The organism is Saccharophagus degradans 2-40 (assembly GCF_000013665.1).
Taxonomy (GTDB): Bacteria; Pseudomonadota; Gammaproteobacteria; order Pseudomonadales; family Cellvibrionaceae; genus Saccharophagus; species Saccharophagus degradans.
This window is the reverse complement of sequence record NC_007912.1, coordinates 2425842-2452714: the sequence shown is the minus strand read 5'-3', so window position 1 is coordinate 2452714 and position 26873 is coordinate 2425842. Positions and strand designations below refer to the sequence as shown.

General features: G+C 47.5%; 28 protein-coding genes. 9 read left to right on the top strand and 19 right to left on the bottom strand.

Annotation, left to right across the window (positions count from 1 at the left end; genetic code table 11):
- Positions 1 to 23: 23 nt before the first annotated feature.
- The 3 genes from cueR to SDE_RS10245 all read right to left on the bottom strand — a co-directional run bounded on the left by cueR (position 24) and on the right by SDE_RS10245 (position 2671).
- Positions 24 to 473 (bottom strand): Cu(I)-responsive transcriptional regulator, encoded by a 450-nt coding sequence (gene cueR / locus SDE_RS10255; protein WP_011468428.1) that lies wholly within the window; start codon positions 471 to 473, stop codon positions 24 to 26.
- A gap of 103 nt (positions 474 to 576) precedes the next feature.
- Positions 577 to 1989 (bottom strand): Cu(+)/Ag(+) sensor histidine kinase, encoded by a 1413-nt coding sequence (locus SDE_RS10250; RefSeq protein ID WP_011468427.1) that lies wholly within the window; start codon positions 1987 to 1989, stop codon positions 577 to 579.
- A 1-nt stretch (position 1990) separates the two neighbouring features.
- A complete protein-coding gene (locus SDE_RS10245; RefSeq protein ID WP_011468426.1) occupies positions 1991 to 2671 on the bottom strand; it encodes a heavy metal response regulator transcription factor in 681 nt (226 codons plus the stop codon).
- Positions 2672 to 2861: 190 nt separating this feature from the next.
- On the opposite strand from SDE_RS10245, the gene SDE_RS10240 reads away from it, so the two are divergent.
- From SDE_RS10240 to SDE_RS10215, 6 genes are all read left to right on the top strand, one after another.
- Complete coding sequence (locus SDE_RS10240; protein WP_011468425.1) at positions 2862 to 4745, top strand: copper resistance system multicopper oxidase; 1884 nt, start codon at positions 2862 to 2864, stop codon at positions 4743 to 4745.
- Positions 4742 to 5605 carry a copper resistance protein B gene (locus SDE_RS10235; RefSeq protein WP_011468424.1) on the top strand — a complete coding sequence of 288 codons (864 nt, stop codon included), beginning with the start codon at positions 4742 to 4744 and terminating at the stop codon, positions 5603 to 5605. Before SDE_RS10240 ends, SDE_RS10235 begins: the two co-directional genes overlap by 4 nt.
- A 51-nt stretch (positions 5606 to 5656) precedes the next feature.
- Positions 5657 to 5947 (top strand): hypothetical protein, encoded by a 291-nt coding sequence (locus SDE_RS10230; RefSeq protein ID WP_011468423.1) that lies wholly within the window; start codon positions 5657 to 5659, stop codon positions 5945 to 5947.
- A 13-nt stretch (positions 5948 to 5960) separates the two neighbouring features.
- Positions 5961 to 6536, top strand: coding sequence for a c-type cytochrome (locus tag SDE_RS10225; RefSeq protein ID WP_011468422.1), 576 nt, complete (start codon positions 5961 to 5963; stop codon positions 6534 to 6536).
- 223 nt (positions 6537 to 6759) lie between these two features.
- Entirely contained in the window at positions 6760 to 7464 is a 705-nt protein-coding gene (locus tag SDE_RS22640) for a MauE/DoxX family redox-associated membrane protein (RefSeq protein WP_011468421.1), read from the top strand.
- Between the two features lie 47 nt (positions 7465 to 7511).
- Complete coding sequence (locus SDE_RS10215) at positions 7512 to 8024, top strand: DUF305 domain-containing protein (RefSeq protein WP_011468420.1); 513 nt, start codon at positions 7512 to 7514, stop codon at positions 8022 to 8024.
- Between the two features lie 31 nt (positions 8025 to 8055).
- Here SDE_RS10215 and SDE_RS10210 read toward each other — a convergent pair whose 3' ends face one another.
- The 16 genes from SDE_RS10210 to SDE_RS10135 form a co-directional block, all read right to left on the bottom strand.
- On the bottom strand, positions 8056 to 8511 hold the full coding sequence (locus SDE_RS10210) for a hypothetical protein (RefSeq protein ID WP_011468419.1): 456 nt from the start codon (positions 8509 to 8511) through the stop codon (positions 8056 to 8058).
- 56 nt (positions 8512 to 8567) lie between these two features.
- Positions 8568 to 8936, bottom strand: coding sequence for a hypothetical protein (locus SDE_RS10205; protein ID WP_011468418.1), 369 nt, complete (start codon positions 8934 to 8936; stop codon positions 8568 to 8570).
- 7 nt (positions 8937 to 8943) lie between these two features.
- A complete protein-coding gene (locus SDE_RS10200) occupies positions 8944 to 9402 on the bottom strand; it encodes a hypothetical protein (protein WP_011468417.1) in 459 nt (152 codons plus the stop codon).
- Between the two features lie 51 nt (positions 9403 to 9453).
- On the bottom strand, positions 9454 to 9894 hold the full coding sequence (locus SDE_RS10195; RefSeq protein WP_011468416.1) for a hypothetical protein: 441 nt from the start codon (positions 9892 to 9894) through the stop codon (positions 9454 to 9456).
- Positions 9895 to 9904: 10 nt separating this feature from the next.
- Positions 9905 to 10552 (bottom strand): methyltransferase family protein, encoded by a 648-nt coding sequence (locus SDE_RS10190; RefSeq protein WP_011468415.1) that lies wholly within the window; start codon positions 10550 to 10552, stop codon positions 9905 to 9907.
- A gap of 12 nt (positions 10553 to 10564) precedes the next feature.
- Positions 10565 to 10852 (bottom strand): DUF2933 domain-containing protein, encoded by a 288-nt coding sequence (locus SDE_RS23170; RefSeq protein WP_011468414.1) that lies wholly within the window; start codon positions 10850 to 10852, stop codon positions 10565 to 10567.
- 47 nt (positions 10853 to 10899) lie between these two features.
- The gene (locus tag SDE_RS10180; RefSeq protein WP_011468413.1) at positions 10900 to 13368 is read right to left on the bottom strand and encodes a copper-transporting P-type ATPase; all 2469 of its coding nucleotides are present in this window, start codon (positions 13366 to 13368) and stop codon (positions 10900 to 10902) included.
- A complete protein-coding gene (locus tag SDE_RS10175) occupies positions 13361 to 13789 on the bottom strand; it encodes a MerR family transcriptional regulator (protein ID WP_011468412.1) in 429 nt (142 codons plus the stop codon). Before SDE_RS10175 ends, SDE_RS10180 begins: the two co-directional genes overlap by 8 nt.
- A 308-nt stretch (positions 13790 to 14097) precedes the next feature.
- Positions 14098 to 14532: an ion channel gene (locus SDE_RS10170; RefSeq protein WP_041324580.1), complete on the bottom strand. Its 435-nt coding sequence runs from the start codon at positions 14530 to 14532 to the stop codon at positions 14098 to 14100.
- Positions 14532 to 15845, bottom strand: a complete 1314-nt coding sequence (locus SDE_RS10165; protein WP_011468410.1) for an APC family permease — start codon at positions 15843 to 15845, stop codon at positions 14532 to 14534. Before SDE_RS10165 ends, SDE_RS10170 begins: the two co-directional genes overlap by 1 nt.
- A 77-nt stretch (positions 15846 to 15922) precedes the next feature.
- Positions 15923 to 19042, bottom strand: a complete 3120-nt coding sequence (locus tag SDE_RS10160) for an efflux RND transporter permease subunit (protein ID WP_011468409.1) — start codon at positions 19040 to 19042, stop codon at positions 15923 to 15925.
- A 3-nt stretch (positions 19043 to 19045) separates the two neighbouring features.
- Positions 19046 to 20935 carry an efflux RND transporter periplasmic adaptor subunit gene (locus SDE_RS10155; protein WP_011468408.1) on the bottom strand — a complete coding sequence of 630 codons (1890 nt, stop codon included), beginning with the start codon at positions 20933 to 20935 and terminating at the stop codon, positions 19046 to 19048.
- A gap of 23 nt (positions 20936 to 20958) precedes the next feature.
- Complete coding sequence (locus SDE_RS10150; protein WP_011468407.1) at positions 20959 to 22302, bottom strand: TolC family protein; 1344 nt, start codon at positions 22300 to 22302, stop codon at positions 20959 to 20961.
- On the bottom strand, positions 22302 to 22787 hold the full coding sequence (locus tag SDE_RS10145; protein ID WP_011468406.1) for a DUF411 domain-containing protein: 486 nt from the start codon (positions 22785 to 22787) through the stop codon (positions 22302 to 22304). Before SDE_RS10145 ends, SDE_RS10150 begins: the two co-directional genes overlap by 1 nt.
- Before the next feature lie 112 nt (positions 22788 to 22899).
- A complete protein-coding gene (locus tag SDE_RS10140) occupies positions 22900 to 23319 on the bottom strand; it encodes a hypothetical protein (protein ID WP_041324578.1) in 420 nt (139 codons plus the stop codon).
- Positions 23320 to 23465: 146 nt separating this feature from the next.
- The gene (locus SDE_RS10135; protein WP_226986503.1) at positions 23466 to 23666 is read right to left on the bottom strand and encodes a helix-turn-helix domain-containing protein; all 201 of its coding nucleotides are present in this window, start codon (positions 23664 to 23666) and stop codon (positions 23466 to 23468) included.
- Between the two features lie 130 nt (positions 23667 to 23796).
- Between SDE_RS10135 and SDE_RS10130 the strand changes: the two genes are divergently transcribed.
- The 3 genes from SDE_RS10130 to SDE_RS10120 all read left to right on the top strand — a co-directional run bounded on the left by SDE_RS10130 (position 23797) and on the right by SDE_RS10120 (position 26853).
- Positions 23797 to 24336: a hypothetical protein gene (locus tag SDE_RS10130; RefSeq protein WP_226986486.1), complete on the top strand. Its 540-nt coding sequence runs from the start codon at positions 23797 to 23799 to the stop codon at positions 24334 to 24336.
- A 5-nt stretch (positions 24337 to 24341) separates the two neighbouring features.
- Positions 24342 to 25775, top strand: coding sequence for a DEAD/DEAH box helicase (locus tag SDE_RS10125; protein WP_011468403.1), 1434 nt, complete (start codon positions 24342 to 24344; stop codon positions 25773 to 25775).
- A gap of 445 nt (positions 25776 to 26220) precedes the next feature.
- Positions 26221 to 26853 (top strand): TetR/AcrR family transcriptional regulator, encoded by a 633-nt coding sequence (locus tag SDE_RS10120; protein ID WP_011468402.1) that lies wholly within the window; start codon positions 26221 to 26223, stop codon positions 26851 to 26853.
- Positions 26854 to 26873 lie beyond the last annotated feature (20 nt).

Sequence of the window (26873 nt, the reverse complement as noted above, 5' to 3'; positions counted from 1 at the left end):
GCAACCCTGACTTTACACGCTTTTCAATGCGAGCAAGAAATTCCTTCCAAAATTGGACAGTCTGGCCGCTCATCACCGCGACAGTGTTTGGCTAAGTTCGATAAAGTATCGCGCATTTCCTGCATTTCTTTTATGGCTTCATTAAGCGATTGAATATGCTCTTCGGCTAAGCGTTTGACCTCCGAGCTGGGGCGGCCTTTATCTTGATACAAATTCAGGAGTGTGGCGATCTTCTTCATGGAAAAGCCCAGTGACCGCGCGCGCTTAATGAATTGAAGCGTATGGATATCAGATTGGCTGAAGATTCGATAATTAGCGTCAGTACGATCGGCTTCGGGCATCAATCCAATCTGTTCATAATGGCGGATCATTTTCGCGCTGACACCTGATAGTTCAGAAGCTTCACTGATGTTGTAGTAACCGGACTGGCGTGCCTGGGACATTTCGGGGCGGGGCTTCTGGACTCTTCGCATTTTGATTACCTTCGGCGGTTAAGCGTTGACAAGTCTAAACCCTCCCATTATAGGAAGGTCAACCAGAAAACCGAGAGTAACCCGGTAAAGATTGTCGTTATCGCTAACCTGCTTTTTTATCATGAGCTGGCAGCGAGATAACGAACCGGGTAGTACCCATTTCGGAGGACACCTCCACATTTCCGTCATGTGCCTCAATGATTGACTTCACGATCGCCAAACCCAAGCCTGCCCCCTCGCTCTGACGCTGCCTCGATGGATCAACCCGATAGAAGCGATCAAAGAGTTTCGGTAGATGCACTGCAGAAATCCCCTGCCCCGGGTTTTCAATTGTTATTTGGGCCTGATTGCCAACCCCCTCAACAGTGACATTGATTGTTTCGTTCTCTGGTGTATAACGAAGCGCATTAGACAAAAGGTTAGAAATCACTCGGCGCAGCATCGAACGATCGGCCATCGCGTTGACGCGATCTCCCCCTACAGCCAATGTAATTTTTTTATCCTCCGCCAAGGCTTCGAAAAATTCGAAGGTGGCTTCAACTTCTTGCCTCAAATCCAGTAATTCCCAATTGGGTTTAAGTAGGCCGTTCTCACTCTGCGCGAGCCACAGCATGTCATTTACCATTTTGGTCAATCTTTCTTGCTCTTCCAAATTGGAGTAGAGCAATTCCCGATACTCTTCAAGTGTTCTCGCTTGCCCCAAACCGACCTGGGTTTGCGTTGCGAGGTTCGTAAGAGGTGTTCGCAACTCATGGGCGATGTCCGCAGAAAAGTGGGACAGGCGCGTGAAGCTGTCGTCAAGGCGACTGATCATCTGGTTAAAGGACTCCACCAGAGGTTGCAATTCCATGGGAACAGCTTTTTCATTCAGTCGCATATCCAATTGGTCGGCTTGAACAGATCGTATGGATTCACTGAGTGCCCGTAGTGGCGCATGCCCTTGATGCACACCGTACCAGGCTGCGAGTAAAGTAAGCCCACCAGCCAGCGCCATGATCAACCATAAATTGCGGCTGAAATGTTCGAGAAAGCGCATATGGAAGTCCATATTGATGGCCGCAGTGACGAGATAGTTTCGGCCGTCAATTTGCACTTGTGTCATCGCGCCTCGATAGGATTTATCATCAATATGCCAACTCACAAGATTGTCGGCGCGGATAGTGTACACCGGGGCATTGAATCTAGCTCGGGGAGGAAAAACTACTTCATGTGGGCCGTAAACCAGCGCACCAGATTCGTCCCAAACCTGATAATACACACCGTGATGACCGGAAACAGCATGAGGAAGTGTTTCGTCGGCCGAACGACCTGAACGTGTTGTCTTTTTTAGTGCTTCTGCCACGGCACGGCTGATGACAACCAATTCGTCAGCGTCTTGTTCTGCAAAATGCTGTTCGACTGACTTCTGAACGAGATGGCCGATTACAACAAGGCTGAGACTAATGGCAAGTGCGACAAACAGCATCACACGATTGTTGAGTGATAAAGGTCGCGCCAGGCGAAATCCAAACGCCATCCTATTCGTCCTCAACATCGAGTTTGTAGCCCATGCCACGAACGGTATGGATCAGCTTGGGCTCAAAGCCTTCATCAATTTTGCTTCTTAAACGACGGATGGCGACATCAATCACATTGGTATCGGAGTCAAAATTCATATCCCACACCTGGGAAGCAATCAACGAGCGTGGCAGCACTTCACCCTGGCGCCGAGCAAGCAGTTCCAGCAAACAAAATTCCTTATGACTGAGATTGATTTTGCGCCCACCACGAAGGGCACGATGCTTTGGCAGATCGAGGATCAAATCCGCTACTGTGATCTGATCGGCGAGTACCGGCGCCGTACTTCTACGCAACAAGGTGCGTACCCGAGCCAGCAATTCGGCAAACGCGAAGGGCTTAACCAGGTAGTCATCAGCGCCAAGTTCTAATCCTTTAACACGATCATCAACACTGTCGCGCGCGGTGAGAAATAATACGGGCGCCTGGCATCCCGATTCTCTTATGGACTGAACAATGCGCCAGCCGCCCACATCGGGCAGCATCACATCGAGAATCAACAAATCAAAGGTCTCCGTCATCGCCAGGTGATGGCCATCGAGACCGTTCCGAGCGAGCGTCACCATAAAGCCGGCTTCGCTCAGGCCTTGCTGCAAATAATCCCCGGTTTTGACTTCGTCTTCGACTACTAGTAACCGCATGGCACCGTCCTCGTCTCTACACATTCATCTTATTGAAACAATAGCCTGTCTTTCCCCACAGAAAGATGACCTAAAGATTACAACTTTGTCATTTTCAGGTCATGCCCATGACAGACTCCTGACTGTAATCTCCGCTCCAGACCTTAAAAACGTGCTTTTGGAACAATGACATTTTTTGGAAAACGACACTATGAATCGCCCATTTAGCCCCCTCGTCGGCTCCTTGAGTCGTCGGCGTTTTGTTCAAGGCCTCGCGGTTGGCGGAGTTCTGGCAACCACCCCTGCTGCGTTGCTGGCACGCGAATCAGTTCAAACTGCTCTGGGTTCAGCCCCTGTGCTCAGCGGCACCGATATCAATCTGGAAATAGGCCAATCGCTGGTGAATTTTACCGGTGTAACCCGTATGGCGACGACCATTAACGGCTCCATTCCCGCACCCACACTGCGTTTGCGCGAAGGCGATGACGTGACGATACGCGTCACAAACCGGCTAAGTGTCCCGACGTCCATTCACTGGCACGGCATTTTATTACCCTTCGAAATGGACGGTGTTCCGGGTATCAGCTTTAAGGGGATTGCGCCGGGGGAAACCTTTGTTTACCGATTTAAACTCCGTCAAAGTGGCACCTACTGGTATCACAGTCATTCAGGCTTTCAGGAAATGACTGGGATGTACGGTGCGCTCATCATCGAGCCTCGTTCAGGCGAAAGACACGAGGCCGATCAGGACTTTGTCGTACAACTCTCTGATTGGACCGATGAAGATCCGATGCAGGTATTCAGTAAACTGAAAGTTCAAGGGGATACTTACAACTTCAACCAGCCGACCTTTTTTGACTTCACTCGCGACGTGTCTGACAAGGGATTAAAAGCGGCGTTGAGCAAGCGCCAGATGTGGAACCAGATGCGCATGAACCCCACCGATCTGGCGGATTTATCTACCGCTACCCTCACCTACCTCATGAATGGTACGGCTCCTGCGGGGAACTGGACAGGCGTATTTAAGAAGGGAGAGCGCCTGCGCCTTCGATTCATCAATGCCGCCAGCAATTCCTTTTACGATGTTCGTATCCCCGGTTTGAAACTGACCGTTGTGCAGGCAGACGGTCAGGACGTGGAGCCCGTTTCCGTGGATGAGTTTCGCTTCGGTCCCGGTGAAACCTACGATGTTCTGGTAAGACCTGATGATGAAGCCTACACAATTTTTGCACAGAGCATGGATCGCACCGGTTATGCCCGAGGGACCCTGGCTACACGGCAAGGTCTGTCCGCACCCGTGCCGACCCTGGACCCAGTGGAGTGGCTGACCATGCAAGACATGATGGGGGCGATGAACCATGAAGGGATGGGCGACGATGCCTCTATGGAGGGAATGGACCATAGCAATATGAATATGGAAAAAATGGATCACTCGAAGATGGATCATTCGCAAATGGACCACTCACAGATGCACGGCGGTATGGCCATGGATCACAGCATGCACGGTATGCAACAGGGTTCCCAAAATCCGCTGGCAAAGCCGTCTACCAGCGTCAATCATGCTCGAACAGAATATGGCCCTTCTGTCGATGCACGGGTGGATACGCCACGCACTAACCTCGACGACCCGGGTATCGGGCTTCGCGACTTGGCAGAAAAAGGTTTGCGCCCTGTGAGTCACAAGGTACTCACGCTTGCCGATCTACAATCTCTCGATGGTGTGCTTGATGATCACCGAGTACCCGAAAAAGAATTGGAGCTGCACCTCACCGGCAATATGGAGCGCTACAGCTGGTCTTTTGATGGGCTGGAATTCGGCCGAAGTACGCCCGTTTCGCTCAAGCATGGCCAGCGTGTTCGCATTATCTTGCAAAACGACACCATGATGACCCACCCCATGCATTTGCACGGCATGTGGAGTGAACTGGAAACCGATCAAGGTGAGCTACGTGTCCGGCGCCACACCATCCCGGTGCAGCCCGCACAGCGCATCAGTTTTCTCACAACGCCACATGATTTAGGGCGTTGGGCCTGGCACTGTCACCTCTTGTTCCATATGGATGCGGGCATGTTCCGCGAGGTAGTGGTGTCATGAACATAAATCCCGTAACCAAACTATGCCAAATCTCTCTGGCTTGCGTATTAGCAAGTGGGGCTTACGCAGAGATGGATCACAGCAATCACGATCCAGGAGCCCACGAGATGGGGCAAGCTCAAGGTGGTAAAGCACCTGATAATGCCCGCGATCCCCACGCTTATTCGGATGGCTTTACCTTAACCGAAGGGCCCTATGCACTGCCCGGGCCCAGACAATTGAAACTGGCCGATGAGCATCGCTTTTGGGCAATCATCAGTGATCGCCTGGAGTACCAGGAAAAATACGAAAGTACTGTATTTGATTTGCAGGCATGGTATGGGACCACCTATAACCGCTTGGTTGTAAAAACCGAGGGGGACATTGTGGAAGGCACCCTTGAGGAGAGTTCTACTGATGTACTGTGGAGCCGAGCCTTTAATGCGTATTTTGATACTCAACTGGGCGCGCGGATTGATACCTATGACGAAGGTGAAGACCGCCAGTGGCTCGCGCTAGGCTTTCAAGGGCTGTCTCCCTATTGGTTTGAACTTGATGTCACGGCTTATCTCGGTGATGACGGGCGAACAGCCTTGTCTGCGGAAGCGGAATACGAACTCTTGTTCACTCAACGACTGATACTGCAGCCCAGAATGGAAATAAACCTGTTTGGTAAAGACGACCCTGAAAATGGGCTTGGCTCGGGCTTAACGAACATGTCAGCAGGCTTGCGCCTTCGTTACGAATTCAGCCGTCAATTTGCACCCTATATCGGTTTGGAATGGTCAAGATCTTTTGGCGATACCGCCGATTACCTGCAAGCCGCTGGAAAAGATAAATCCAGTTCCCAAGTACTGGCGGGTTTGAAGTTTTGGTTTTAGTTACTGTTGAAGTCTTAACAAATTAAACAACATGATTTAGAGGAAACTTTTATGAAAATGAAACCCTTCGCACCACTACTGGCTTTAACTATTGTTGCGACTGCTATGAATGCTCAAGCGCATGACCCGAAAGAACATATGAAGGACGCCGAAAAACCGGATTGTTCCGCGATGAAAGATATGGACCACAGCAAAATGGATATGAACGACCCGGTCATGCAAGCCATGATGAAGAAATGTATGAAAGATATGCATCATGGCAAAGACAAAAACGAATCCGATTTAGAGCATTCACACGACGACAATGAAAGCGAGGACGAACATGCCGAACATCAACATTAATTAAGAGGGTGCCATGTTATCAATTTCAGCATTTTTTAAGAGTTTCCTGCTCATTGTGATTACAGCCCTCCTTGCAGGAGGGCTGTTTATTTATTCGGGGCTTTATCCAATTGGCGCAGATACACAACATTCTCCCATTACTTATTGGTTGTTAGAAACACTGCGTGAAAAATCCATCGCTCGTGATGCAAAGGATGTTGAAATCCCAACAGACCTGGAATTCTCTGACCGACTATTAGCTGGTGGAGCCGATTACAATGACATGTGCACAGGATGTCACTTGAAGCCGGGTAAAATAGAAAGTGATTTTACCATCGGCTTGTACCCCTCTCCTCCAAATTTGAGCATCTCTGCCGACGGGCATAAGCACAGTCATGACGATTCTTCAGGAGACGATGCCATCAAGAGACAATTCTGGATCATTAAACACGGCATAAAAGCGTCTGGCATGCCAGCGTGGGGACCTACGCACAGCGATGAACGAATCTGGAATATGGTGGCCTTTTTACAGAAGCTTCCAAGCTTATCAAAAGCGCAATATCAAATATTGACCGCGAGAGACGACGCTGACGATACGCACAAACATTGAATGTAAATCATCATAAAAATAATTGGCGAATGAAGTCAATTTAACATTTGCAGTTGTAATTATTTCAAAATAATCGCTTACATTGCCGAAAATCCCTTTAATTCACTATCATTTTTTCCGATTTGTAATTGGCATATGTTTTGCGCTTGATTTTTTAAAAGCGTTAGAATTATTCAAAAACATACAGGAGGCAATTTTGAGCAAAGCCGCCACGCTCTACAGAATGCATACTGATAAACACATTTGTCCTTACGGCCTTAAATCGCGAGACTTGCTCAAGCGTGAAGGTTACGAAGTCGATGATAACCTCCTCACGTCGCGCAAAGAAACCGATAATTTCAAACAAGAGCACGATGTGAATACAACACCGCAAACTTTTATTGACGGCAAACGAATTGGCGGATATGACGACCTTAAAAAATTCTTTGGCAAGTCGAAAGACGAAAGCAAGGAGACAACTTATACACCAGTGATTGCCATTTTCAGCATTACATTTTTAATGGCAGCTGCGTTAACTTGGAGCCGATTTCAAGGCGTTAACGTACTATACCTGTTAGAGACATTCATTGCACTCAGCATGTGTGCATTGGCCATTCAAAAACTTCGTGATTTAAATGCCTTCTCTCTGCAGTTTATTACTTACGATTTATTAGCGATGCAGTATGTGCCCTATGCCTATCTTTATGCGCTATTAGAAGCTTTCGCAGGTATTGGAATGTTGACCGGAATGGCGTCATGGCTATTTGCTCCACCCGCATTATTTATCGGGACGATTGGCGCTATTTCTGTCTTTAAAGCTGTTTACATCGACAAGAGAGAGCTGAAATGTGCTTGTGTGGGCGGAAACAGTAACGTTCCCCTGGGGTTCATATCATTAACTGAAAATCTAATGATGATTGCGATGGGTACCTGGATGTTGATTAAGTAACCGAAATAATTTCTTCAAAAATCCGTTTTTCGATTTAGGAGACTACTATGTCACATTACGTTAGATTTGGACTAATGATTACCACTTCGGTCGTCGTTATGTTTTGTTTAAAATACCTCAGCACCTACGAGGTAAGTCACGTATTTTACAGCGAGACTCGCACATATATGGCATTGATGATGGGTGCCGCGATGGCTGTGATTATGCTGAGCTTTATGTTGCCCATGCACAAAAAGAAAAGTCTTAATGTTGGGATTTACGTGGGCAGCGCAGTGGTATTTATTGCTGCTCTTTTTCTAGTGAGATCGCAAACAACGGTACAAGATTCGTCTTATATGAGATCGATGATCCCACACCACTCCGTTGCTATCCTCACAAGTGAACGATCGGAGATTACCGACCTTCGTGTGCGAGAATTGGCTGATGGCATCATTCAGGCGCAACGCAAAGAAATTAAGGAGATGGACTGGCTTCTTAAAGATATTGCCAAAAATGGTAAGGCAACAACGGAATCAGAAGCACTTAAGCGACCGGTTCCTAATTTTGAAGGCAAACTTTAGGTTTTGGTCTTCGCCCCCTTATCGTATCCTATCAATGGCACCCACGTGTCGTTGATGGGTGCGCTAGATTATCCAGCTCACACTCTTCGGTGTAATGAATCCAGCTTCGTTTCACGCGGTCAATCAGAGAGCTATCAAAGCCACCTAAACTCAAAGAAATCTGGCTTTCAATATCTTCGAGTGACACCTCCATAAGGTCATACATCACCAACAATTCCGTGGCCGAGACGTTTAGGGATTTAATGCCCATCATTTTCGGAAGATCAGCCATCAATTTTTCCGCTTCGTCGTCGGACAGTGATTTTGAAAACACAATACGATGGGATTTATGCTCGACCCTGCCCCTTTTCTTTTCAGGCAAACCCGTTTTGGGGCTACCAACATACAAACCTGGATGTGAAATGAATCGGTCCAGGCATTGCTGTGAACAAAACCAAAATTGTAATCCGCGATAAGATCGCCATAAATTCTGTTTTACTTCAGTCATCTGACACACTGGGCATGGATTAGATTCCTGGTTGTCTGAGAATATATTCTGCATAATTATTTCTTTTTATTGGATCCGGTAAAACTTCCGTGACAACTCCACGGTTCGGTGCTCGCATTGTCCTTAACATTTTGGTCGACAAAACGATAATAGCCCTCTTTAAAATAGGTCCACCAATCATGGCTCACTTCTACTGCATTTTCCTGCAACACTTTTTCAATACAGTCTATACAGATTCTGGATGCGTCATAAGCGATATGCAGCGTGTGAGAGGCCTTGTCATAACTCACTGAATCCAGGCCGTAAATTTCATCGATTTCTTTCACGACTTTGGTCATGACCTCTTCTGACATGTCGACGAGTTTTAAATGTCTAACCACCAATGTTGCCTCGGAAACACCCAGGCGATGTTCTTTTTCACTCATAGCGACCTCACATATCATTAAATCGATTGGTTGTTTGGACGAGCCTCTTCAATTCGTGCTCTTCAATGGAAAGAAGCGTGCCGACTAAGTTTTGCGCGGCAGTCGTATCGACACGTGCGGCTAGATGTCGATATAAATCAATGATTTCTCCGTGCATGCCAACTACCTGTTGGACTATTTGTTCTGAGTCCAACTCCGCAAAAGGCGCACTGCAATGTCGATGAGGATCGATGGGTCTCTTGTCTAGATATTCTATACACCAGGTATTCAGCGCTTGACTTGCACTTAGCCCCTCAAAGCCTTCGATGACCTGTAAAAGAAGTTTTTCGTGGTCAGCCAGATATGCGAGCACCAGCCTTGCTCTTTCACTGGTATTTTTATCTGCGCAGTGGTCCAAGCACTGACCAAGATAACGATGTAGATCTTGGGACCAGTGCAGTAAGTCTCTTAAGGTTTCTATTTTCATTGCAGTAGTTCGCCTATGGTATTCGTGATGGTAGGAGTATTAATAAGCCGATTATTTTTTATGTTTGTGGTCGGTGCCTTTTTTCTCTGCCATGTTGTGCTCCATCATCTGACCCATCATCATCTGCATCATCCCCATACGTTCTTCCATCATGTCCATGCGTTGCATGGTATCCATATTTTTCATTTTTTCTTTGGCATCACTCATGCCCATGTTTCCATTCATCATATGCATACCATCCTGCATTGCTTGCATATGCTCTTCCAATAATGCATGACGCTTTTTCGGGTCTTTTTCTGACTTTATGTTTTTCATTAACGACTGCATTTTTTCCATATGGTCGTGCATCGCCATCATTTGCTCATGACTCATCATCCCCATCATCATTCCGCCTTTTGACATGTCTGAATTTTTATGATCATGGGTATCAGCAGCGAAAGCAGCGGTTGACATGAATACAGCGATCAGTGGAAGTGCTAAATATCTTTTCATTTTGATTTCCTCAGTGGGCTGTTGTGGTTTTTGAAAAATTGGGAATCCACGCTGGCGTATTGTGCATATATCGACGATATTCCTCGCCAAATTCATTTAAAGCTATTTGCTCTTCTCGCTTTGCTAAACGGACGTACACCCATACGAGAATCGGGAACATAACAACGGTAGGAATGGTCGGCCACTGCAATAGAAAACCGAACATAATCATGATAAAGGCGACGTACTGTGGGTGCCGGCATCGAGCGTACCAACCCTCAGTGGCCAGTGATCGTGTTTGTTGTGCTTTGTGAAGAACAGACCAAGCCGAGGACAGCAATATAAAACCTAATACGATTAGGACATTACTCAAAATATGCAGAGGGTCAAAATGAGCATTTCCTTCAAATCCGAATAACGTATGGAGTAAATGACCGTTCTCGTGAGCAAGAAAATCGACGCCAGGGTATTTTTCAGCCAGCCAACCCGAGAGGAAATATATCGTCAAAGGGAAACCGTACATCTCCGTGAACAACGCAACTATAAAGGCCGAAAAGGCGGTAAGGCTTCGCCAGTCGGTTTTTGTTTTAGGCTTAACAAAGCTGAAAGCAAAGAAAATAAAAATCACAGAGTTAAGGATGACCAGTGTCCATAACCCGTATGCGGATTCGCCGTGCATGTTGGTAACTCCTTAATGCGAGTGATGATTGGATTGTTTGCGGCCTTCTTCAAGTCCACGCTTGTAAGCCTCAGATTCGCTTTCCGGTTTATCATCGTGGTTGTGATGATCACCGCCGTGTCCGTGACCACCATGCATAAATACATGCATCAATGGGCAGAGCAGTAAAATCAGGTAAGGCAAAAACTCAACAACATGTTGACGATGCTCCATCAGCAAAAAATAAGTCACGGACGCGATTAAACCCATTGCAGTAAAGCCCTTGGGAGTTAGCCAAAACGATTGATTTTGATTACTCATAGTGTTCCTCCAGGTGGAACAAGGTATTGCATTATTTAAAGATTTCGCTATTCAATTCGCGCTTTTCGTAACCGCAGTGCGTTCACAACAACGGAAATGGATGATGCGCTCATCGCAAAAGCAGCGAACATGGGGTTAATCAAAATGCCGAAAAATGGAAACAGCAAACCTGCGGCAACCGGTACGCCCGCGCTGTTGTAGATCAAGGCAAAAAATAGGTTTTGACGAATGTTTTTCATGGTGGCATGAGATAAGCGACGCGCGCGGACAATGCCATCTAGGTTGCCTTTGACGAGCGTAAAACCGGCGCTTTCGATGGCGACATCCGCACCTGTACCCATGGCAATGCCCACGTCCGCTTGCGCAAGGGCCGGGGCATCGTTCACCCCATCACCGGCCATGGCCACTTTGCGGCCCTGTTGCTGTAATTCTTTAATAATGCGCGCTTTGTCTTCCGGCAACACATCCGCTCTAATTTCATCGATTCCCAGTTTTGCCGCGACAGCCTGCGCGGTGCGTTGATTGTCGCCAGTGGCCATGATGATTCTAAAGCCCAATTTATGGAGTGCTTTGAGTGCTGCAGGCGTCGTTTCTTTAACCGGGTCAGCAACGCTGACCAGGCCCGCAACTTCGCCATCCAGCACAATAAACATCACCGTTTCACCTTGATCTCGCCGTGTATTGGCTTTTTGCGTCAAGGCTTCAGCTTCGAGACCCAAGTCGCGGATCAGCGCGAGGTTACCCAAGGCAACCGACTGCCCCTTTACGGTGCCCTTCACACCTTTACCAGTAACCGCCTCGAAATCTTCGGCTTCTTGCAAAGTAATACCGCGTTCTTCTGCGCCTCGTACGATTGCCTCAGCCAAAGGATGTTCTGAGCCACGCTCAAGCGAAGCCGCTAAGCTGAGCACTTCGTTTTCTTCGTGCCCTGCTTCTGGCAACACAGCCACCAACTTGGGTTTACCCTCAGTCAAAGTGCCGGTTTTATCGACAATTAAGGTATCGACCTTTTCAAAGCGCTCCAGGGCTTCGGCGTTTTTAATCAACACACCGACCTGAGCGCCCCGCCCGGTGGCAGTCATTATCGACATGGGCGTGGCTAGACCTAAGGCACAGGGACAGGCAATAATCAATACCGCAACCGCTGAAACCAGGGCATAGGCATAGGCTGGAGCTGGACCCCAAATGGCCCAAGCTATAAATGAAAGAATGGCAACGCCGATGACAGCAGGAACGAATTTCCCCGCGACCATATCGGCCCATTTTTGAATGGGTGCTCGAGAGCGTTGGGCGGCAGCTACCATCTCGACGATTTGCGCCAACATGGTGTCGGAGCCGACTCGAGTAGCTTCCATAATCAAGCTGCCCGTACCGTTGATGGTTGCGCCAGTCAAATTATCGCCTTCGGTTTTCTCAACGGGCACTGGCTCGCCAGAAATCATGCTCTCATCGATAGAAGACCGTCCTTCCACCACAACACCATCCACGGGCACCTTGTCTCCAGGCCGTACCCGAATGCGATCACCGACCTGCACATCTTCCAGCGGAATCTCTTCTTCCGAGCCATCCGTGCGAATAACTCTTGCGGTTTTCGCTGCGAGATCCAATAACGCGCGAATAGCCTTGCCAGTACCTTCTCGCGCTCGCAGTTCCATCACTTGACCCAGAAGTACAAGGGTGACGATGACGGCCGCTGCTTCAAAATACACGCCTACCACACCGGTTTCGGGGTTCCTGAAACCTTCAGGGAAAATCCCGGGTAAAAGCACCGCGAAAATGGAAAATATATAGGCCGCCGCAACCCCCATCCCTATCAACGAAAACATATTGAGATTGAGTGTGCGGAAAGAATTAACCGCGCGCACATAGAACGGCCATCCAGACCACAGAATAACGGGCGTGCTTAAAATGAACTCCGCCCACATGGCCGTGTGTTCACCGAGCATCTCGCGTAATTGAGGTAGGCCAACCAAGGGCGACATGGTGAGTATCAGCACCGGGAGTGTGAGCACCGCACCCACCCAAAAGCGCCGTGTAAAATCCACGAGTTCTGGATTGGGTTCATCCGCCGCCATTGCTGCGGATTCCAGTTCAAGCCCCATACCACAAAGTGGGCATACCCCCGGTTTTGTCTGCCTTACCTCAGGGTGCATCGGACAGGTGTAAACCGCGCCCTTATGGCCGGATGGCACGTCGTTGTATTGACTCAATGACTGATTTGTATTTTGAGAGTGATGGCCAGTGTGGTGCCCTCCGCTTTTGCTTGAGCAGCAATCATGCTGGCCATGCTCTCCCGTTGTTTTTACTGGCAGAGCTCCTTCGGGGCTTTGCTCTTCAATAACCAGGTGCATGCCGCACTTTGGGCAATCGCCTGGCTCTGGAGAGCGAACCTCAGGGTGCATTGGGCAGACATAAAACTTTTGCGTCTGCTTGGTATCAACTTCGTGATTGTGGTGTTCGGTATTCGATGGGGTGTGGCCACCGCAACAGGCATGGTTGTTTGAGTGATTACTCATGGTGGACTCCTTCTTGGGAATGGCTAAAGCTTTCGATTAGGTGACAGATCATGTCCCCGGTGGGTTCGGCATCGGGCAAGCCGCTCCAGGTCTTAACGGCTTCTCGCATGCGCTGTCGGAGCTTAACGGTCTCCTGATATTGAGCTTCTGTTTCGAGCAAACGCTTTTCAATCATCATTCGTACCATTGGGCAAGGTGTGCGTTTTTGCTCCGCGACAGAGAGAATCTCGGCGATGTCTTTCACGGTAAACCCCAAGGCCCTGGCGCTTAAAATAAATCGCAACCGGCTTTGGTCTTTTAGCCCATATTCTTTGTACCCATTGACCGGATTTTTGGTTGGCGAAAGAAACCCTTGGCGTGTATAGAACCTTACAGTCTCAGCGCTGACAGAAAGATGGTTTGCTAACTCTTTAACCCGCATAAAACACCCGTATGACCAATGTAATCCCAAGTTTTAAACTCAGGATCAACTGTAAAACAGTCTAAAGGTGTGTCCTTGACACAGGTCAACCGTACCACCTCAGTTATGCGTTCTTTTGCATTCGGCTTTGACTTGGATCAATTCCATGGTCTAGCAACTTGTCGGGTAACTAGAGATTCAGAGATTCACTCCACAAGCTTAAAGAATGGTAACTGTCATAGAGATGACGCCAACATTACAAGCTTGTAATGTTGGCACCTCACTCATCATTCGATGCATTGCGCTTTAACGGCGAAGTGGCGAGTAATTTATTGAGAATCTGGATTCTGAAAGAACTGTCCAGCAAGGGAGTAAAAAAAAGTAGCGGACCACGTGAGCATCATGAACCCGTTAAGCGCCTCCGTAAAAGCCAACACTTTAAAGTGGCCCGTCGGATAAAATTCGCTCATCCCGAGTGTCGTGTAATTAACGCCTGAAAAATACACATAGTTCCACACGGTTGCTTCAAAGGCTTCGGTAAAGCCACCGTTTGTTGAGTAATGATGCAGAAGAAAGAACACGCCTGCGTATAGCAAAATCTCAATCAAATGAAGGCAAGTCATACCAAACATAATCATTGGTAAGCGGATGTTGGCATGGCTTTTCCGAGACCGATAAAAGCAGGATAACCAGCACAAACCTTGATAGTGGATGACGACCGTTATTAAAATCAGCGCTAAACTCAAAAAGCTTGCAAGTATCATTATTTATCCTGTGTTCGATAGTGCTTGAGGAAAAAATACTCTCCTAGGAAAATACCTATAAATCCAATGAGTGATGCCCAAATCACCAGCATGTCGGTCTGAATTTTTACCCAAATAAATGCAATTAGCACCAACACATCCAATCCAATTGCCAAGGTAAGTATCGTGGGGCTTGCCTTAACGTCCTTTCTCAAATTTTTCAAAACGCCCCAATGTATGGCGATATCCATAACGATATAAAAAATAGCTCCCAGAGACGCGATTCGACTTAAGTCAAAAAATATTGTTAAAAACATCGCCACTACGATGGTATACACCAGAGTGTGTTGCTGGATGCTGCCAGGCATACCGAAATGCGAGTGCGGAACAAGTTTCATGTCGGTCAGCATGGCAAGCATTCGCGAGACTGCGAACACACTGGCAATCACACCGGAAACCGTTGCGACTATGGCGAATCCCACAGTAATCCACACGCCGTACTGGCCAAAGGCCGGGCGTGCCGCTTCGGCTAATACATAATCCTTCGCCTGTACAATTTCATTGATGCTCAGGTTTCCGCCCACCGCGAAGGCGACCAGCATATACACAACCAAACAAATTGAGATCGACAGAATTATGGCTCGCCCAATATTTTTGTGCGGGTCTTTAATTTCACCACCGCTGTTGGTAATGGTGGTAAACCCCTTATATGCCAGGATACCCAAGGCAATTGCCCCTAAAAACCCGCTGATGGTCGTATCCTCTGGCTTAACCGAAATGCTTTCGAAATTAAAGCCCGATACCCAAAGCCCACCAATAGCGAGCAACGCCAGACCACCAATTTTGATAAAGCCCATCACAAACGAGAATGTTTGAATAAACCGATTGCCTAGAATATTGACGATAAATGCGAAGAGCAGCAATGCAGAACCCAACGCAGGCACAAGCCAATCAACAGCAGTTGCATCGAATATTTGCAAGGTATAAGTGGCGAAGGTTCTTGCGACCAAACTTTCATTAATTACCATTGAAAAGTACATGAGCAAGGCGCACACAGCCGTCGTTGTGCCTTTTCCATAAGCCTTTTCCAAAAACATGGCAATCCCGCCCGCACTCGGGTACGCGCTCGACATTTTCACATAGGAATAGGCGCTGAAACCCGAAATAACAGCGGCAAGTAAGAATGCCAGTGGAAACCACTCTCTAGCCATCTCCGCAACTTGACCTGTTAAAGCAAATATACCCGCGCCGATCATTACGCCGGTACCCATGGCAACGGCACCAGCCAGGGTTAAACTATTTTTTTGATAATGTGGTGAATGTGAATGCTGCATGCGTCCTCCAAAATAAGGGTTTTATTGTGGAAAGATAGAAAAGGCTCTAGTCCATGAGCCATTCAGATTAACGGAGACTAATCGATCGTTGCTCGCTTCCAGAGCAAATACACGGCGGGCAGCACCAACAGGGTCAATACCAATGCGCTGAGCATACCGCCAACCATTGGGGCTGCAATGCGACTCATCACCTCTGATCCGGTGCCACTGCCATACATGATCGGCAGTAAACCGATGATAATGGCTGAGGCGGTCATGACTTTAGGTCGAACTCGAAGCGCTCCGCCTTCGATAATCGCTTGGTGCAGGTCATCACTGTTGGTCTTGCGACCCTCCTCTTGTGCACGTTTAATATGTTGACGCCAACATATTTCTAGAAACACCAGCATGATCACGGAGAGCTCGGTCGCGACACCCGCCAGAGCAATAAAGCCCACACCAACGGCGACCGAGAAATTAAAGCCGAGTAGGTATATCAGCCAGATTGACCCGACCAAGGCCAAGGGCAGAGAGCCTAGAATAATGGCCACGTGTGCAAAATTTCTGAAGTTCAAAAAAAGTAAAATGGCAATGATGGCTAAGGTTAATGGCACCACATACTGCAATTTTTCTTTTGCGCGAACCATGTACTCATATTGACCGGACCAGCCAATCGAGTACCCGGCAGGAAGCTCCAATTGTTTCGCTACGATTTCTTTTGCGTTCTCCACATAGGTACCCACATCCACGCCATCGATATCGACAAAAGTCCAACCGTTAATTCTCGCGTTTTCACTTTTGATGCCAGGCGGTCCATCAGCAATACTGACTTTGGCAACATCGCCCAGAGCGATGCGTTCGCCTTTGGGAGTCACGATTGGCAGTAGCGCTAATTGCGCTGGCGAATCGCGATAGGCTTGCGGATAACGAATATTTACCGGGTAGCGCTCCAGTCCTTCCACGGTTTGGGTGACATTCATTCCTCCCACTGCAGACGCAATCACTTGTTGCACATCCGCGATATTCAAACCGTAACGCGCAGCTTTTGCTCGATCAATATCAATATTCAAATACCGACCGCCAGCGACGCGTTCCGAATACACGGATGCAGTGCCTTCAACATCTTTAAGAAGGTTTTCAAGCTGCTTGCCTAAATCCTGAATTACTGACAAATCGGGCCCGGCGACTTTTATGCCCACGGGTGTTTTGATGCCGGTCGCCAACATATCAATGCGTGTTTTAATGGGCATAACCCAGGCATTAGTGACGCCAGGAAGTTTAACCAAGGCGTCAAGCTCCTTCTTAAGGCTTTCAGTTGTCACACCCTCTCGCCATTGGTCACGAGGTTTGAGTTGAATAAAGGTTTCTATCATCGTCAATGGCGCAGGGTCCGTTGCCGTATCGGCACGTCCAATTTTGCCAAATACGTTTTCCACTTCTGGAACCGAGGCAATCAATTTATCGGTTTGCTGTAATAATTCTCTCGCCTTGCCTATCGAAATCCCTGGGTATGTTGTAGGCATGTACATCAAATCGCCTTCATCCAACGGTGGAATAAATTCACTACCGATTTTTTGCAACGGCCAATAAACGGAAGCCAATACAATCACGGCACATAGAATGGTGATTTTGGGAAATTTAAGGACGCCTTTTAACGCTGGCATATAGCTGGCAATCAAAAATTGGTTTACTGGATTCTTGTGCTCGGGCAATACTTTGCCTCGAATAAAATAACCCATTAATACCGGCACCAAAGTAATAGCCAGTGCTGCCGAAGCGGCCATCGCATAGGTTTTAGTAAAGGCAAGCGGGCTAAACATACGACCCTCTTGTGCTTCCAGTGTGAATACGGGTACAAAACTCACCGTGATAATCAACAAACTGAAAAATAAAGCAGGACCCACTTCAACAGCGGATTCGGTGACAATTTGCCAGCGATTTTCTTTGGTGATTGGGGTATGCTCCATATGTTTATGCATATTCTCAATCATCACAATCGCACCATCAATCATGGCCCCAATAGCGATTGCAATACCACCCAATGACATAATGTTGGCATTAATACCCTGCACGTGCATGATGATAAATGCCGTTAATATTCCCACCGGCAAACTGACAATTGCCACCAAGGATGAGCGAACATGAAAAAGGAAAATCATGCAAACCAACGCTACGACGACAAACTCCTCCAAGAGTTTGTGCCAAAGGTTTTCGACCGCTCGCTCAATCAATCCTGAGCGATCATAAACGGTGACAACCTCTACGCCCTCTGGCAGACCTGCCTGTAACTGTTCTAATTTTGCTTTTACGCCATTGATTGTTGTTTGCGCATTTTCACCAAATCGCATCACAACAACACCTCCAACGGTTTCCCCTTCTCCATTTAATTCTGCAATACCACGTCGCATTTGTGGACCGATACCGATATCGGCCACATCTTTTAGCAGCAATGGCGTGCCGTTTGAATTTACACCAAGGGGAATGTTTGCGAGATCCGCCTCGTTTTGAATATATCCAGAAGCGCGCACCATATATTCAGCTTCCGCCATCTCCACTACGGAGGCCCCTACTTCTTGATTCGCTTGCTTGATCGCCATTTGTATGTGCGCCAGGGGTATATTAAATGCGCGCAGCTTCTCAGGACTTACCGTGACTTGATATTGCTTCACCATGCCCCCTACCGCAGCCACTTCAGAAACACCCGGTACGGTTTGCAATTCGTATTTTAAAAACCAATCCTGGAGGCTGCGAAGTTGGCTAATATCGTGTTGACCGGAGCGATCAATGAGCGAATAAATATAAACCCAACCGACACCCGTGGCATCTGGCCCGAGCTGGGGCTTCGCCGCTGCCGGCAAAGTGGGAGCGACTTGACTTAGATATTCGAGAACTCGACTTCGGGCCCAGTACAAATCGGTATCTTCATCAAAAATGACATAGACATAACTGTCCCCAAAAAAGGAGTAGCCACGCACAGTGACGGCGCCCGGTACCGATAACATCGCCGTAGTCAGTGGATAGGTGACTTGGTCTTCCACCACTTGAGGTGCTTGGCCTGGGTAAGAGGTTTTAATAATGACCTGCACATCACTTAAATCTGGGATAGCATCGACGGGTGTTTGCTTTAGTGAATAGAGGCCTACCCCAATCAGAATCATTGTTGCCAACAGCACTAAAAACCGATTACCAATCGACCAGCGAATAATAGATTCAATCATGGTCTACTCCTTGTCACTAGAGCGGATGTGACTAGAGTGATCCATTTGTGTGTGATCCACTTCGTCGATGCTTTCTACAGCGTGATTCATTTTGGAATGGTCCATCTGGCTGTGATCCATGCCGCTGTGATCTGCTGACGATGAATCTAAAGAGTGATCAGTCCCTCGGTCCGGCATCACTTCATCCTCTAGTAATCGGGTAATAACAAATTCACCATCCTGGATTTCGAATTCAAAATATATTGAGGCCTTTGGTGAAAGTTGCTTGATGTCTACGTCATCACTGACATAAAAATCCATTGTTGCCGAGGGTCGATTCCACTTTGGTATTGGGCCCCGGTGGATATTGGCTGTTCGATTTATTGTGTCAACAGTATTCACGACGCCATTAACTTGTGCGGATTGAACTTCCGCTGTTTGGCTTTTGGTGCCCATGATATGAGTGCCCGTTATTTCATACCCGCCATCTTTCAGCTTGCTGATTTCCATGTGAAGCTGTGTACCAGGGTTAAGAGCACTCATATCAACATTTGGACTAATCCGAAAATCCATGGTCATGGATGGCCAGTCCCACTCTGCAATGGGATCATGACTCGCTGTCACCATTCTGTGATCATTCATCACACTTTGAATTTCTGCGGCTACCCACACAGATTTTGGTTTATCACCGCCGTGGTGCAAGCGTTTGAAATCAGAGGCTTTGCTGGATTCTGAGTCCAGCAAAAACTGAGCGGAGGTGACAACCTTCTCGCCTTCGTCAACCCCTTCTAAAATCTCGACCCAATTCTGATCTTGACGCCCTATTTTCACGCTTATAGATTTGAAACTACCCTCACCGAGGGCAAGCACGAGACGGTCCTGGGTTCCAGTTCGGATTAATGCTTCCCGAGGCACGACCAACATTTCTTCATCAGAACCGGTATGCACGGTTATTTGTGCAAACATATTCGGTTTTAGTAGCTCCTTTGGATTATCAAAGCGCAGTCTCAATCGAACCGTTCGTGTTTTGCTGTCCAAAGTTGGGTAAACATAATCCACCCGTCCAGTCCAGGTTCTTCCGGGGAGGTAATCCAATGTCATAGTCACCGGGTCGTTAATTTCAACCAGTGCGGCTTGACGCTCAAAAATTTCAGCTTCTACCCAAATCGGGTCAAGCGCGCCGATACTCAACATCGTCGTGCCAGGCTGAACATAAAACCCTTCTCTTATATTCAGGTTATCGACAACACCGCCTTGCGGAGCAAAAAAAGTTACGGTTTGCTGAACAGTCTTCGTCTTTTTAAGTTGATTAATAAATTCTCGCGGTATTTGCAAAGCTCGAAGTCGGTCTTCTGCGGCTTGAATGAGTCGAGTGTTGTTGCGGCTAATCGCTAATAACAATTCCTCTTGTGCATTAACAAGCTCGGGAGAATACAGTGCGTACAAGGGTTCCCCTTTTTTAACTGGATCACCCGCAGATTTGACATATAACTTTTCGACCCAGCCCGATAATCTGGGATGAATATGAATAAGTTTATTTTCGTCGTAGCGGACATAGCCGACTGTCACTATTTCACTATGCAGACGTTTACGTTCTACCAACCCTGTACGCACACCGAGATTGTTAATCACGTCAGGTGAAATATTGATGGTACCCGGCCCCTCATCGTTGGCTTTTTCGCCCTCTTCATAAACAGGAATCAAATCCATCCCCATCGGGGATTTTCCAGGTTTATCGCGTCGATAATTGGGGTCCATTGGCGCAACCCAATAAAGCGGTTCCTCACTTTTGCTTTCTTCAGATTGCACGGTTGAATTTCCGCCACCCAAAATCAGCGTCGCTGCAATACCCAAAGCGAGCCCAATACCTGCCGCAATCAACGTCGCAGAATTAAGAAATTTCTTACTGGTCATGTTTATCTCCAAAATGCGTACGCCTAATGCGATTGCTCAATTAAATCGGTTGAGGATGTTATGCCTGCATAAAAATAGTTAAGCTGTGCAACGACATTTTGAATATCTATGGAAATATTCAGCGCATCAATCCGTGCGTTAAGTTCAGCGATACGGGCGCGAACAACCTCCGCAAAGTCGCCATCATCATGTGTATAAGCTGATAGCGATGCTTCGGCTTGGTCGGTCATTTCTTTAAGCAGCCTTTGCTCGAATAGCGTTTTACGTTCAACCAGTCTCAGGTACTTTGCTTCTGTGGACTCCAGTTGCGCTTTTAACTGTCTTAGTAGCAGAACTTTTTCGGTTTTTACTTCTTCAAGGTCAGCTTTGGCCGACTGGACTCGTTTGTCTTGACGGTTACCGGTAAAAATGGGCAGATCAAAAGTGACGCCAACGGAGAAAAAATCAGAACGCTCATCGCCCATGGGAGAATCGTCACGATAAGCATAACTGGCATTCACACCCCATTGAGGTTTGTAGGACTGCTTGGCAATTTCTACGCCGGAATCAAATGCACTTAATTTTTGATTAAGGCTGAGAACACTAGGGTGTTGAATTAATATCTCGGAAACGGTTTTGAGGTAGGCGGCGTTTCCGCTTGATTGGTTCGCCTGGTGACGCAATACGGCCGACGGTTCGGATTGCCATGCCGTGTCGGACAAAGATATGGCGGGATCACTTAACCATTCTGCCAGTTTTGCGAGATGGACATCGCTCTGCAAGTAAAGCTGAGTGAGTCGATCATCCAGCCTTGTCAGCTCCAGCTGCGCGCGTACAACATCCTGTTGTCGGGTCCGCCCGGATGCGGAGGTATAATTGGATTGAGCAACGTCTACAAGGTGTTGAAATAAACTTCGATCCTGTTCAATCAATTGAATGCTTAGGTGGTTGCGAAATGCTTCCAACCAAAGTTCGGCCACCACAACAGCGACCTTCGCTTCGCGATCTGCGCGAGCGTGAGGCTGCATTTCGCTAAGTCGTTGTAGTTTTTCCTGTTGAAGAGATAACGTTTTTCCACGGGGAAACATTTGGCTGACGCCTACCTTGAACTGAGTCATCGCCTCTTGAGAAAAGTCCAGGCTATCAATAGGAAGGTTTGCAATACCCATATTGATTTGTGGGTCGGGTAAGGCCCCTGCCTCGACGCTTCTGGCGTCAATACTTTCCTGTCGTTTTAAGCTCCCGGTTATCCAAGGGTCTAGCGATTGAGCCTTTGAAATGGCTTCTTGAAGCGTGTAAGTCTCAGCCAATATCGGCACCGAAAATAATCCCATCAGGGGAAGGAAAAGCGTTACCACGAATGAGACAGGTTTTATAGAGGGCAACATTAGAACTGCTCCTCGTACAGGGAAACCTTGGCAAACACTTCGGTTGAACCGTCTGAATTGACCAACAAAATGTCATACGGCGAAAATTGATCGCCCATTTCCATACCCGGACTCCCCGCAGGCATCCCGGGCACTGCCAGACCTACTGCGCCTTCGGTCGGCTTCGATAAAAATTGGGTGATGTATTTGGCCGGAATATGACCTTCAAAAAAGTAGCCGCTCTCGCTCACGCCGGTATGACACGATTGCAGATGTGACGGTACACCCAGTTTCTTTTTGACGGGATCTAGTGTGTTGTGATTGTGAACTTCTACCTCGAAGCCTTTTTCTTCAATATGCGAAACCCATTTACCACAACAACCACAAGTAGGGCTTTTATAAACGTCCAGTACGATCGCTTCTGGTCGACCAGATTCTGAATCGCTTGAACATGCAAACAACGAAACTAAAAAAATTGACAGTAAAAATACAGATACGTTTTTCATAGAATAATCCTCAACTCGAGCGCAACTTGCAGACGAGTAACTGGAAAATAAGAGTGAGGATTGATAGTCCTCGGCTTACAGACGCCGTTTTTCAGGCGCAACTTGACTGTGTTTAGCCGAGAATGGGGGGACGATAGAGGGTGGAGGCGAGTTGACGGGCGTCACTTTGGTGACTGAAATAAATAACTGAATTGTCAAAAATATAGGGAAAAAGCACAAAGTAGCCCAGCGTGACGCTGGTGGGATGGCATACGGACATAGAGCAATCATCGCCGCAACACGATTCCGACTCTTGAGCAGCACGCCGTTGGTCAAATGTGACTACAGAAACTGATTCAACTTTTTCATTATGGCAATGAGCCATGTGCCGAGGTTCGCTTCCTGCCTTGGAGACTTGAGCCTCGTTGATTACCGAGGAGACCATCATTGTTACCTTACCGTGCGCAGACACGCCCACCGCTTGCGCCACATACGCAATCAGTACAAAAAACATCCAAAAGCGGACTTGTTTAACAGAGCGTAAAAAGGTCATTAATTGATGCCAAGTGTTAACCGGATGAACTGAGTAAACGATAACACTCGAAGTGGACCAGTACAAAGCCTGATAGTTCCTATTTATGGGGCGATTGACTTAAAGCAAACCTGGATGTGCAGAAAGCCTTACTGTTTTAGGGTACTTTACTGGCGATGACTTTGTTGCAATAACAGATCCAAACCCTCGTGTGGATCTGCTCCCACCGCTTGGCAATAAGCAATGAACTCCAACATCTCGATTTTACGTCGATCCTGCTCCAACTTCCCAACGACCGAGTGATGCCGACCCACCAGCTCTCCTACAGCCCTCAAAGACAAACCACTCTCCTCCCGTTTTTGCTTCATCCAGGCGCGCAATTTGTCGTAATGAGGTGAGTATGAGGACGGTTTCATTGTCTCGATGATAGAGACAAGGTAGAATGTCGCGAAATTCGAGACAAAATACACGTCAATTTACGTCATGAGCATGATCCAGATGAAACCTGAACTCCTTCACGCACTTAACGAAATCCAGGGAGAGTCCTTCACCGTTGCAGAACTGACGACACACTATTTAGAACATCCGGAAAGCCTGCACAAAGGTAAAAAACCAGCGAGGCAATTCATCTACAGGAATATGGTACGAATGATGAAATCAGGTTTGATGGAAAAACTGCCTGACGATGGTGGGTGGCCAAAGTACCGGCTTACACAGAAGTTCAGATCACCTCAACCTGGAACACGAAGCAAAGAGTCATCCTCGACAACTCCCTCCCAAACAGTTTCGGTCGTCAAAACTCAATCGGCTCGACCCGGCAAGCCCGTCGCAGCGTTAAGAGAAAGGCTCAGTAAACACCGATCCGACATGTTATGTGCGTTGGGTGAGGCGGAGGAATACGAGTCTCTATGTAAGGAGTTGCCTGAACTCAGCGAGGAAGCACAATCTCTCTATTCGGAAGCCAGAGAACGAAGCGCCCTACTGTTGGGAAAAATCAAAGCGCTGGAAAGCCTTCTGTCATCGAACAGTCCCCGGTAATAGGCATGAAATTACGACGCTGGCAGCGCGAAGCTGTGTCACGCTGCATATCCCGTTTTCGCAATGGTCAAAACCATTTTCTATGCTTGGCGACTCCGGGTGCCGGCAAAACGTATATGGCGTCTACAGTTGCCAAAACGTTGCTTGAAAACGGAGAGGTTGATTTTGTTTTCTGCTTTTCCCCATCGCTCAATGTCTCCCTTTCCTTTCAGTCCACTTTGGAGTCTGTACTTGGGGTTCGTTTAAACGGACTGCTCGGCGCGAAAGGCAATGTATTAACGTACCAATCCATGCTCAATCTTGGCCAATCGTTCTGGTCATTGATGAAGACACACCGCACCTTGATAATCTTTGATGAAATCCATCATTGCTCCGGCGATCATCTCGGCAATGCCAACGCCTGGGGTCAAAAGATCATTCAACACATTCAAGGTAAGGCAACCTATAGCCTCGCGTTAACCGGCACGCCCTGGCGTTCGGATCGGATTCCCATCGCTTTGACGTCGTATTGCCGGGAAGGAAAAGTCCATTGTGACTACAGCTATGGTTTGGCACAAGCTATCAAAGATGGCGTTTGCCGTACGCCCAAAATCACCGTAATAGACAATGAAAAAATCACTGTACAAAACAATGGGAAAGAAGATGTTTATGGATCCATTGGTGATCTATTGAAGTCCTCTCGGTGCACATACCAGCAACTTCTTGAAAACCTCACACTCATTCGATATTTGGTTGAGCAAAGCCACAAAGCCCTCAACACGTTAAGACGAGTTCAACCAAACGCAGGCGGGCTCATCGTTGCAGCTTCAGTGGAACATGCGGTTCTTATCGCCACAATATTAGAAAGCATTTGCGGAGAATCTCCCACGGTGGTGACGTATTTGCATGACGAGTCTCAACAGGCGATTCAACGTTTTCGCGATGGACAGACCCGGTGGATCGTCTCAGTCGGCATGATCAGCGAAGGCACCGATATTCCTCGTTTACAGGTCTGTTGTCACCTGACCCGCGTTAAAACGGAATTGTATTTTCGACAAGTACTAGGCAGGATTTTGAGGGTACAAAATAGTGGCAACGAAGAAGCGCTACTCATCATGCCAGCCGAGCCTAAATTAATCGAATTTGCACATCGGGTCGCTGAAGATATTCCTGCTGCCAATACCGTATCACTCAAGACAATGGAGGGGAGTCTGCAACCGCTGTTGACCGACCAAGTAGAAGCAGAGACCGAATCCGGTACCAATAAGATAGATACAATTAAATCGAACGATACTGGTGAAGATCAAGAGTATCAGCCTGGCCTGTTATCGCTGGGGGAACTTGAAGAAGACAGTACCGCTCTGCCCTTTACCACTTTAGCGGAAGCCTACGAGACGACTCTGGGCCTATTCGGTCGTTTTCGAAAACGCATGATTAACTTTTCGCCGGTGATTGGATGAGTATCAACGAATGTCGTGAACCAATTGCTCGATTAGCGTATGAAAAGTAACGAAAGATCGCCAGTTTGAAATTTGCTGCTATCCGAAATAGATGCTGGACTAAAGAGGAATTTGGGCATGACCTTTCAGTAGCCGTGCTTCAGCGCTTGCCGGATGGAACGGTCCGACTGACTCAAATTATCCCTCGTCACACCGCCAAATAAAGCACCCTGAGCCGCATCGACTGCTTGCGTAATCTCACGCCACCTGCGGCGAGAATGATTATCATTTGCTATGGTGGATTTTAAAGTTTTGTTTAGGATTTCCCGAAATAGGCTTAATTAATTGGAAACCGTTAAAGCAGGCACAAATGTAAACTACACGGTGTAGTTTATCAAGCAAAAGTAAACCATATAGTGTAAACTTCTAACAAATCGTAAAAGTCGACTTTTGAGCACAAAGAGTTATGGCCACAAAAACAAGCTCGCAGCCCCCACATATGAAAGTAACCGACCAAAAACGTGCGGCAATCTTAGACGCAGCTATTAAGGTGTTTGGGGCACAAGGCTTTGAGCCATCTAGCATGGATCAAATAGCAAAAGTTGCAGATGTATCTAAACGCACTGTTTACAACCACTTTGAAAACAAAGAAGCGTTATTTGCGGAAATTTTGAACCAGCTATGGGAAAGAAGCCCTTTCAAACTAGACATCGAGTATCAACCCTCTAAGCCATTAAAGGACCAGTTGACCGACCTACTTTGGCAAACAATCGAGATGCTTTCTGAGCCAATGTTTCTAAAGCTCGCTAGAGTAGCCATTGCAGAAACAATACACTCCCCAGAAAGAGCTCAATGTATGCTAGACCGCTTAGCGGTGCGAGAAGAAAGCATTAGCGCGTGGGTCCGCGCTGCAAGCAATGATAAAAAACTCAACGTGGCAGACGTATCGTTTGCGGCCAATCAGCTTCATGCCCTTATAAAAGGCTTTGCCTTTTGGCCACAAATTACGCTGAACAGCCCTCCTCTAAACCAAGAGGAACAAAAGCGTGTTGTTGAATCTGCAGTTGATATATTTATTGATACCTACGCTATAAAATAGCTGTTGCGCTGTATGAGCAC

Bases quoted from the DNA above. Each gene is read 5' to 3' on its own strand.
- cueR (WP_011468428.1), bottom strand. From the start codon at position 473: ATGCGAAGAGTCCAGAAGCCCCGCCCCGAAATGTCCCAGGCACGCCAG.
- SDE_RS10250 (WP_011468427.1), bottom strand. From the start codon at position 1,989: ATGGCGTTTGGATTTCGCCTGGCGCGACCTTTATCACTCAACAATCGT.
- SDE_RS10245 (WP_011468426.1), bottom strand. From the start codon at position 2,671: ATGCGGTTACTAGTAGTCGAAGACGAAGTCAAAACCGGGGATTATTTG.
- SDE_RS10240 (WP_011468425.1), top strand. From the start codon at position 2,862: ATGAATCGCCCATTTAGCCCCCTCGTCGGCTCCTTGAGTCGTCGGCGT.
- SDE_RS10235 (WP_011468424.1), top strand. From the start codon at position 4,742: ATGAACATAAATCCCGTAACCAAACTATGCCAAATCTCTCTGGCTTGC.
- SDE_RS10230 (WP_011468423.1), top strand. From the start codon at position 5,657: ATGAAAATGAAACCCTTCGCACCACTACTGGCTTTAACTATTGTTGCG.
- SDE_RS10225 (WP_011468422.1), top strand. From the start codon at position 5,961: ATGTTATCAATTTCAGCATTTTTTAAGAGTTTCCTGCTCATTGTGATT.
- SDE_RS22640 (WP_011468421.1), top strand. From the start codon at position 6,760: ATGCATACTGATAAACACATTTGTCCTTACGGCCTTAAATCGCGAGAC.
- SDE_RS10215 (WP_011468420.1), top strand. From the start codon at position 7,512: ATGTCACATTACGTTAGATTTGGACTAATGATTACCACTTCGGTCGTC.
- SDE_RS10210 (WP_011468419.1), bottom strand. From the start codon at position 8,511: ATGACTGAAGTAAAACAGAATTTATGGCGATCTTATCGCGGATTACAA.
- SDE_RS10205 (WP_011468418.1), bottom strand. From the start codon at position 8,936: ATGAGTGAAAAAGAACATCGCCTGGGTGTTTCCGAGGCAACATTGGTG.
- SDE_RS10200 (WP_011468417.1), bottom strand. From the start codon at position 9,402: ATGAAAATAGAAACCTTAAGAGACTTACTGCACTGGTCCCAAGATCTA.
- SDE_RS10195 (WP_011468416.1), bottom strand. From the start codon at position 9,894: ATGAAAAGATATTTAGCACTTCCACTGATCGCTGTATTCATGTCAACC.
- SDE_RS10190 (WP_011468415.1), bottom strand. From the start codon at position 10,552: ATGCACGGCGAATCCGCATACGGGTTATGGACACTGGTCATCCTTAAC.
- SDE_RS23170 (WP_011468414.1), bottom strand. From the start codon at position 10,852: ATGAGTAATCAAAATCAATCGTTTTGGCTAACTCCCAAGGGCTTTACT.
- SDE_RS10180 (WP_011468413.1), bottom strand. From the start codon at position 13,368: ATGAGTAATCACTCAAACAACCATGCCTGTTGCGGTGGCCACACCCCA.
- SDE_RS10175 (WP_011468412.1), bottom strand. From the start codon at position 13,789: ATGCGGGTTAAAGAGTTAGCAAACCATCTTTCTGTCAGCGCTGAGACT.
- SDE_RS10170 (WP_041324580.1), bottom strand. From the start codon at position 14,532: ATGATACTTGCAAGCTTTTTGAGTTTAGCGCTGATTTTAATAACGGTC.
- SDE_RS10165 (WP_011468410.1), bottom strand. From the start codon at position 15,845: ATGCAGCATTCACATTCACCACATTATCAAAAAAATAGTTTAACCCTG.
- SDE_RS10160 (WP_011468409.1), bottom strand. From the start codon at position 19,042: ATGATTGAATCTATTATTCGCTGGTCGATTGGTAATCGGTTTTTAGTG.
- SDE_RS10155 (WP_011468408.1), bottom strand. From the start codon at position 20,935: ATGACCAGTAAGAAATTTCTTAATTCTGCGACGTTGATTGCGGCAGGT.
- SDE_RS10150 (WP_011468407.1), bottom strand. From the start codon at position 22,302: ATGTTGCCCTCTATAAAACCTGTCTCATTCGTGGTAACGCTTTTCCTT.
- SDE_RS10145 (WP_011468406.1), bottom strand. From the start codon at position 22,787: ATGAAAAACGTATCTGTATTTTTACTGTCAATTTTTTTAGTTTCGTTG.
- SDE_RS10140 (WP_041324578.1), bottom strand. From the start codon at position 23,319: ATGACCTTTTTACGCTCTGTTAAACAAGTCCGCTTTTGGATGTTTTTT.
- SDE_RS10135 (WP_226986503.1), bottom strand. From the start codon at position 23,666: ATGAAGCAAAAACGGGAGGAGAGTGGTTTGTCTTTGAGGGCTGTAGGA.
- SDE_RS10130 (WP_226986486.1), top strand. From the start codon at position 23,797: ATGAAACCTGAACTCCTTCACGCACTTAACGAAATCCAGGGAGAGTCC.
- SDE_RS10125 (WP_011468403.1), top strand. From the start codon at position 24,342: ATGAAATTACGACGCTGGCAGCGCGAAGCTGTGTCACGCTGCATATCC.
- SDE_RS10120 (WP_011468402.1), top strand. From the start codon at position 26,221: ATGGCCACAAAAACAAGCTCGCAGCCCCCACATATGAAAGTAACCGAC.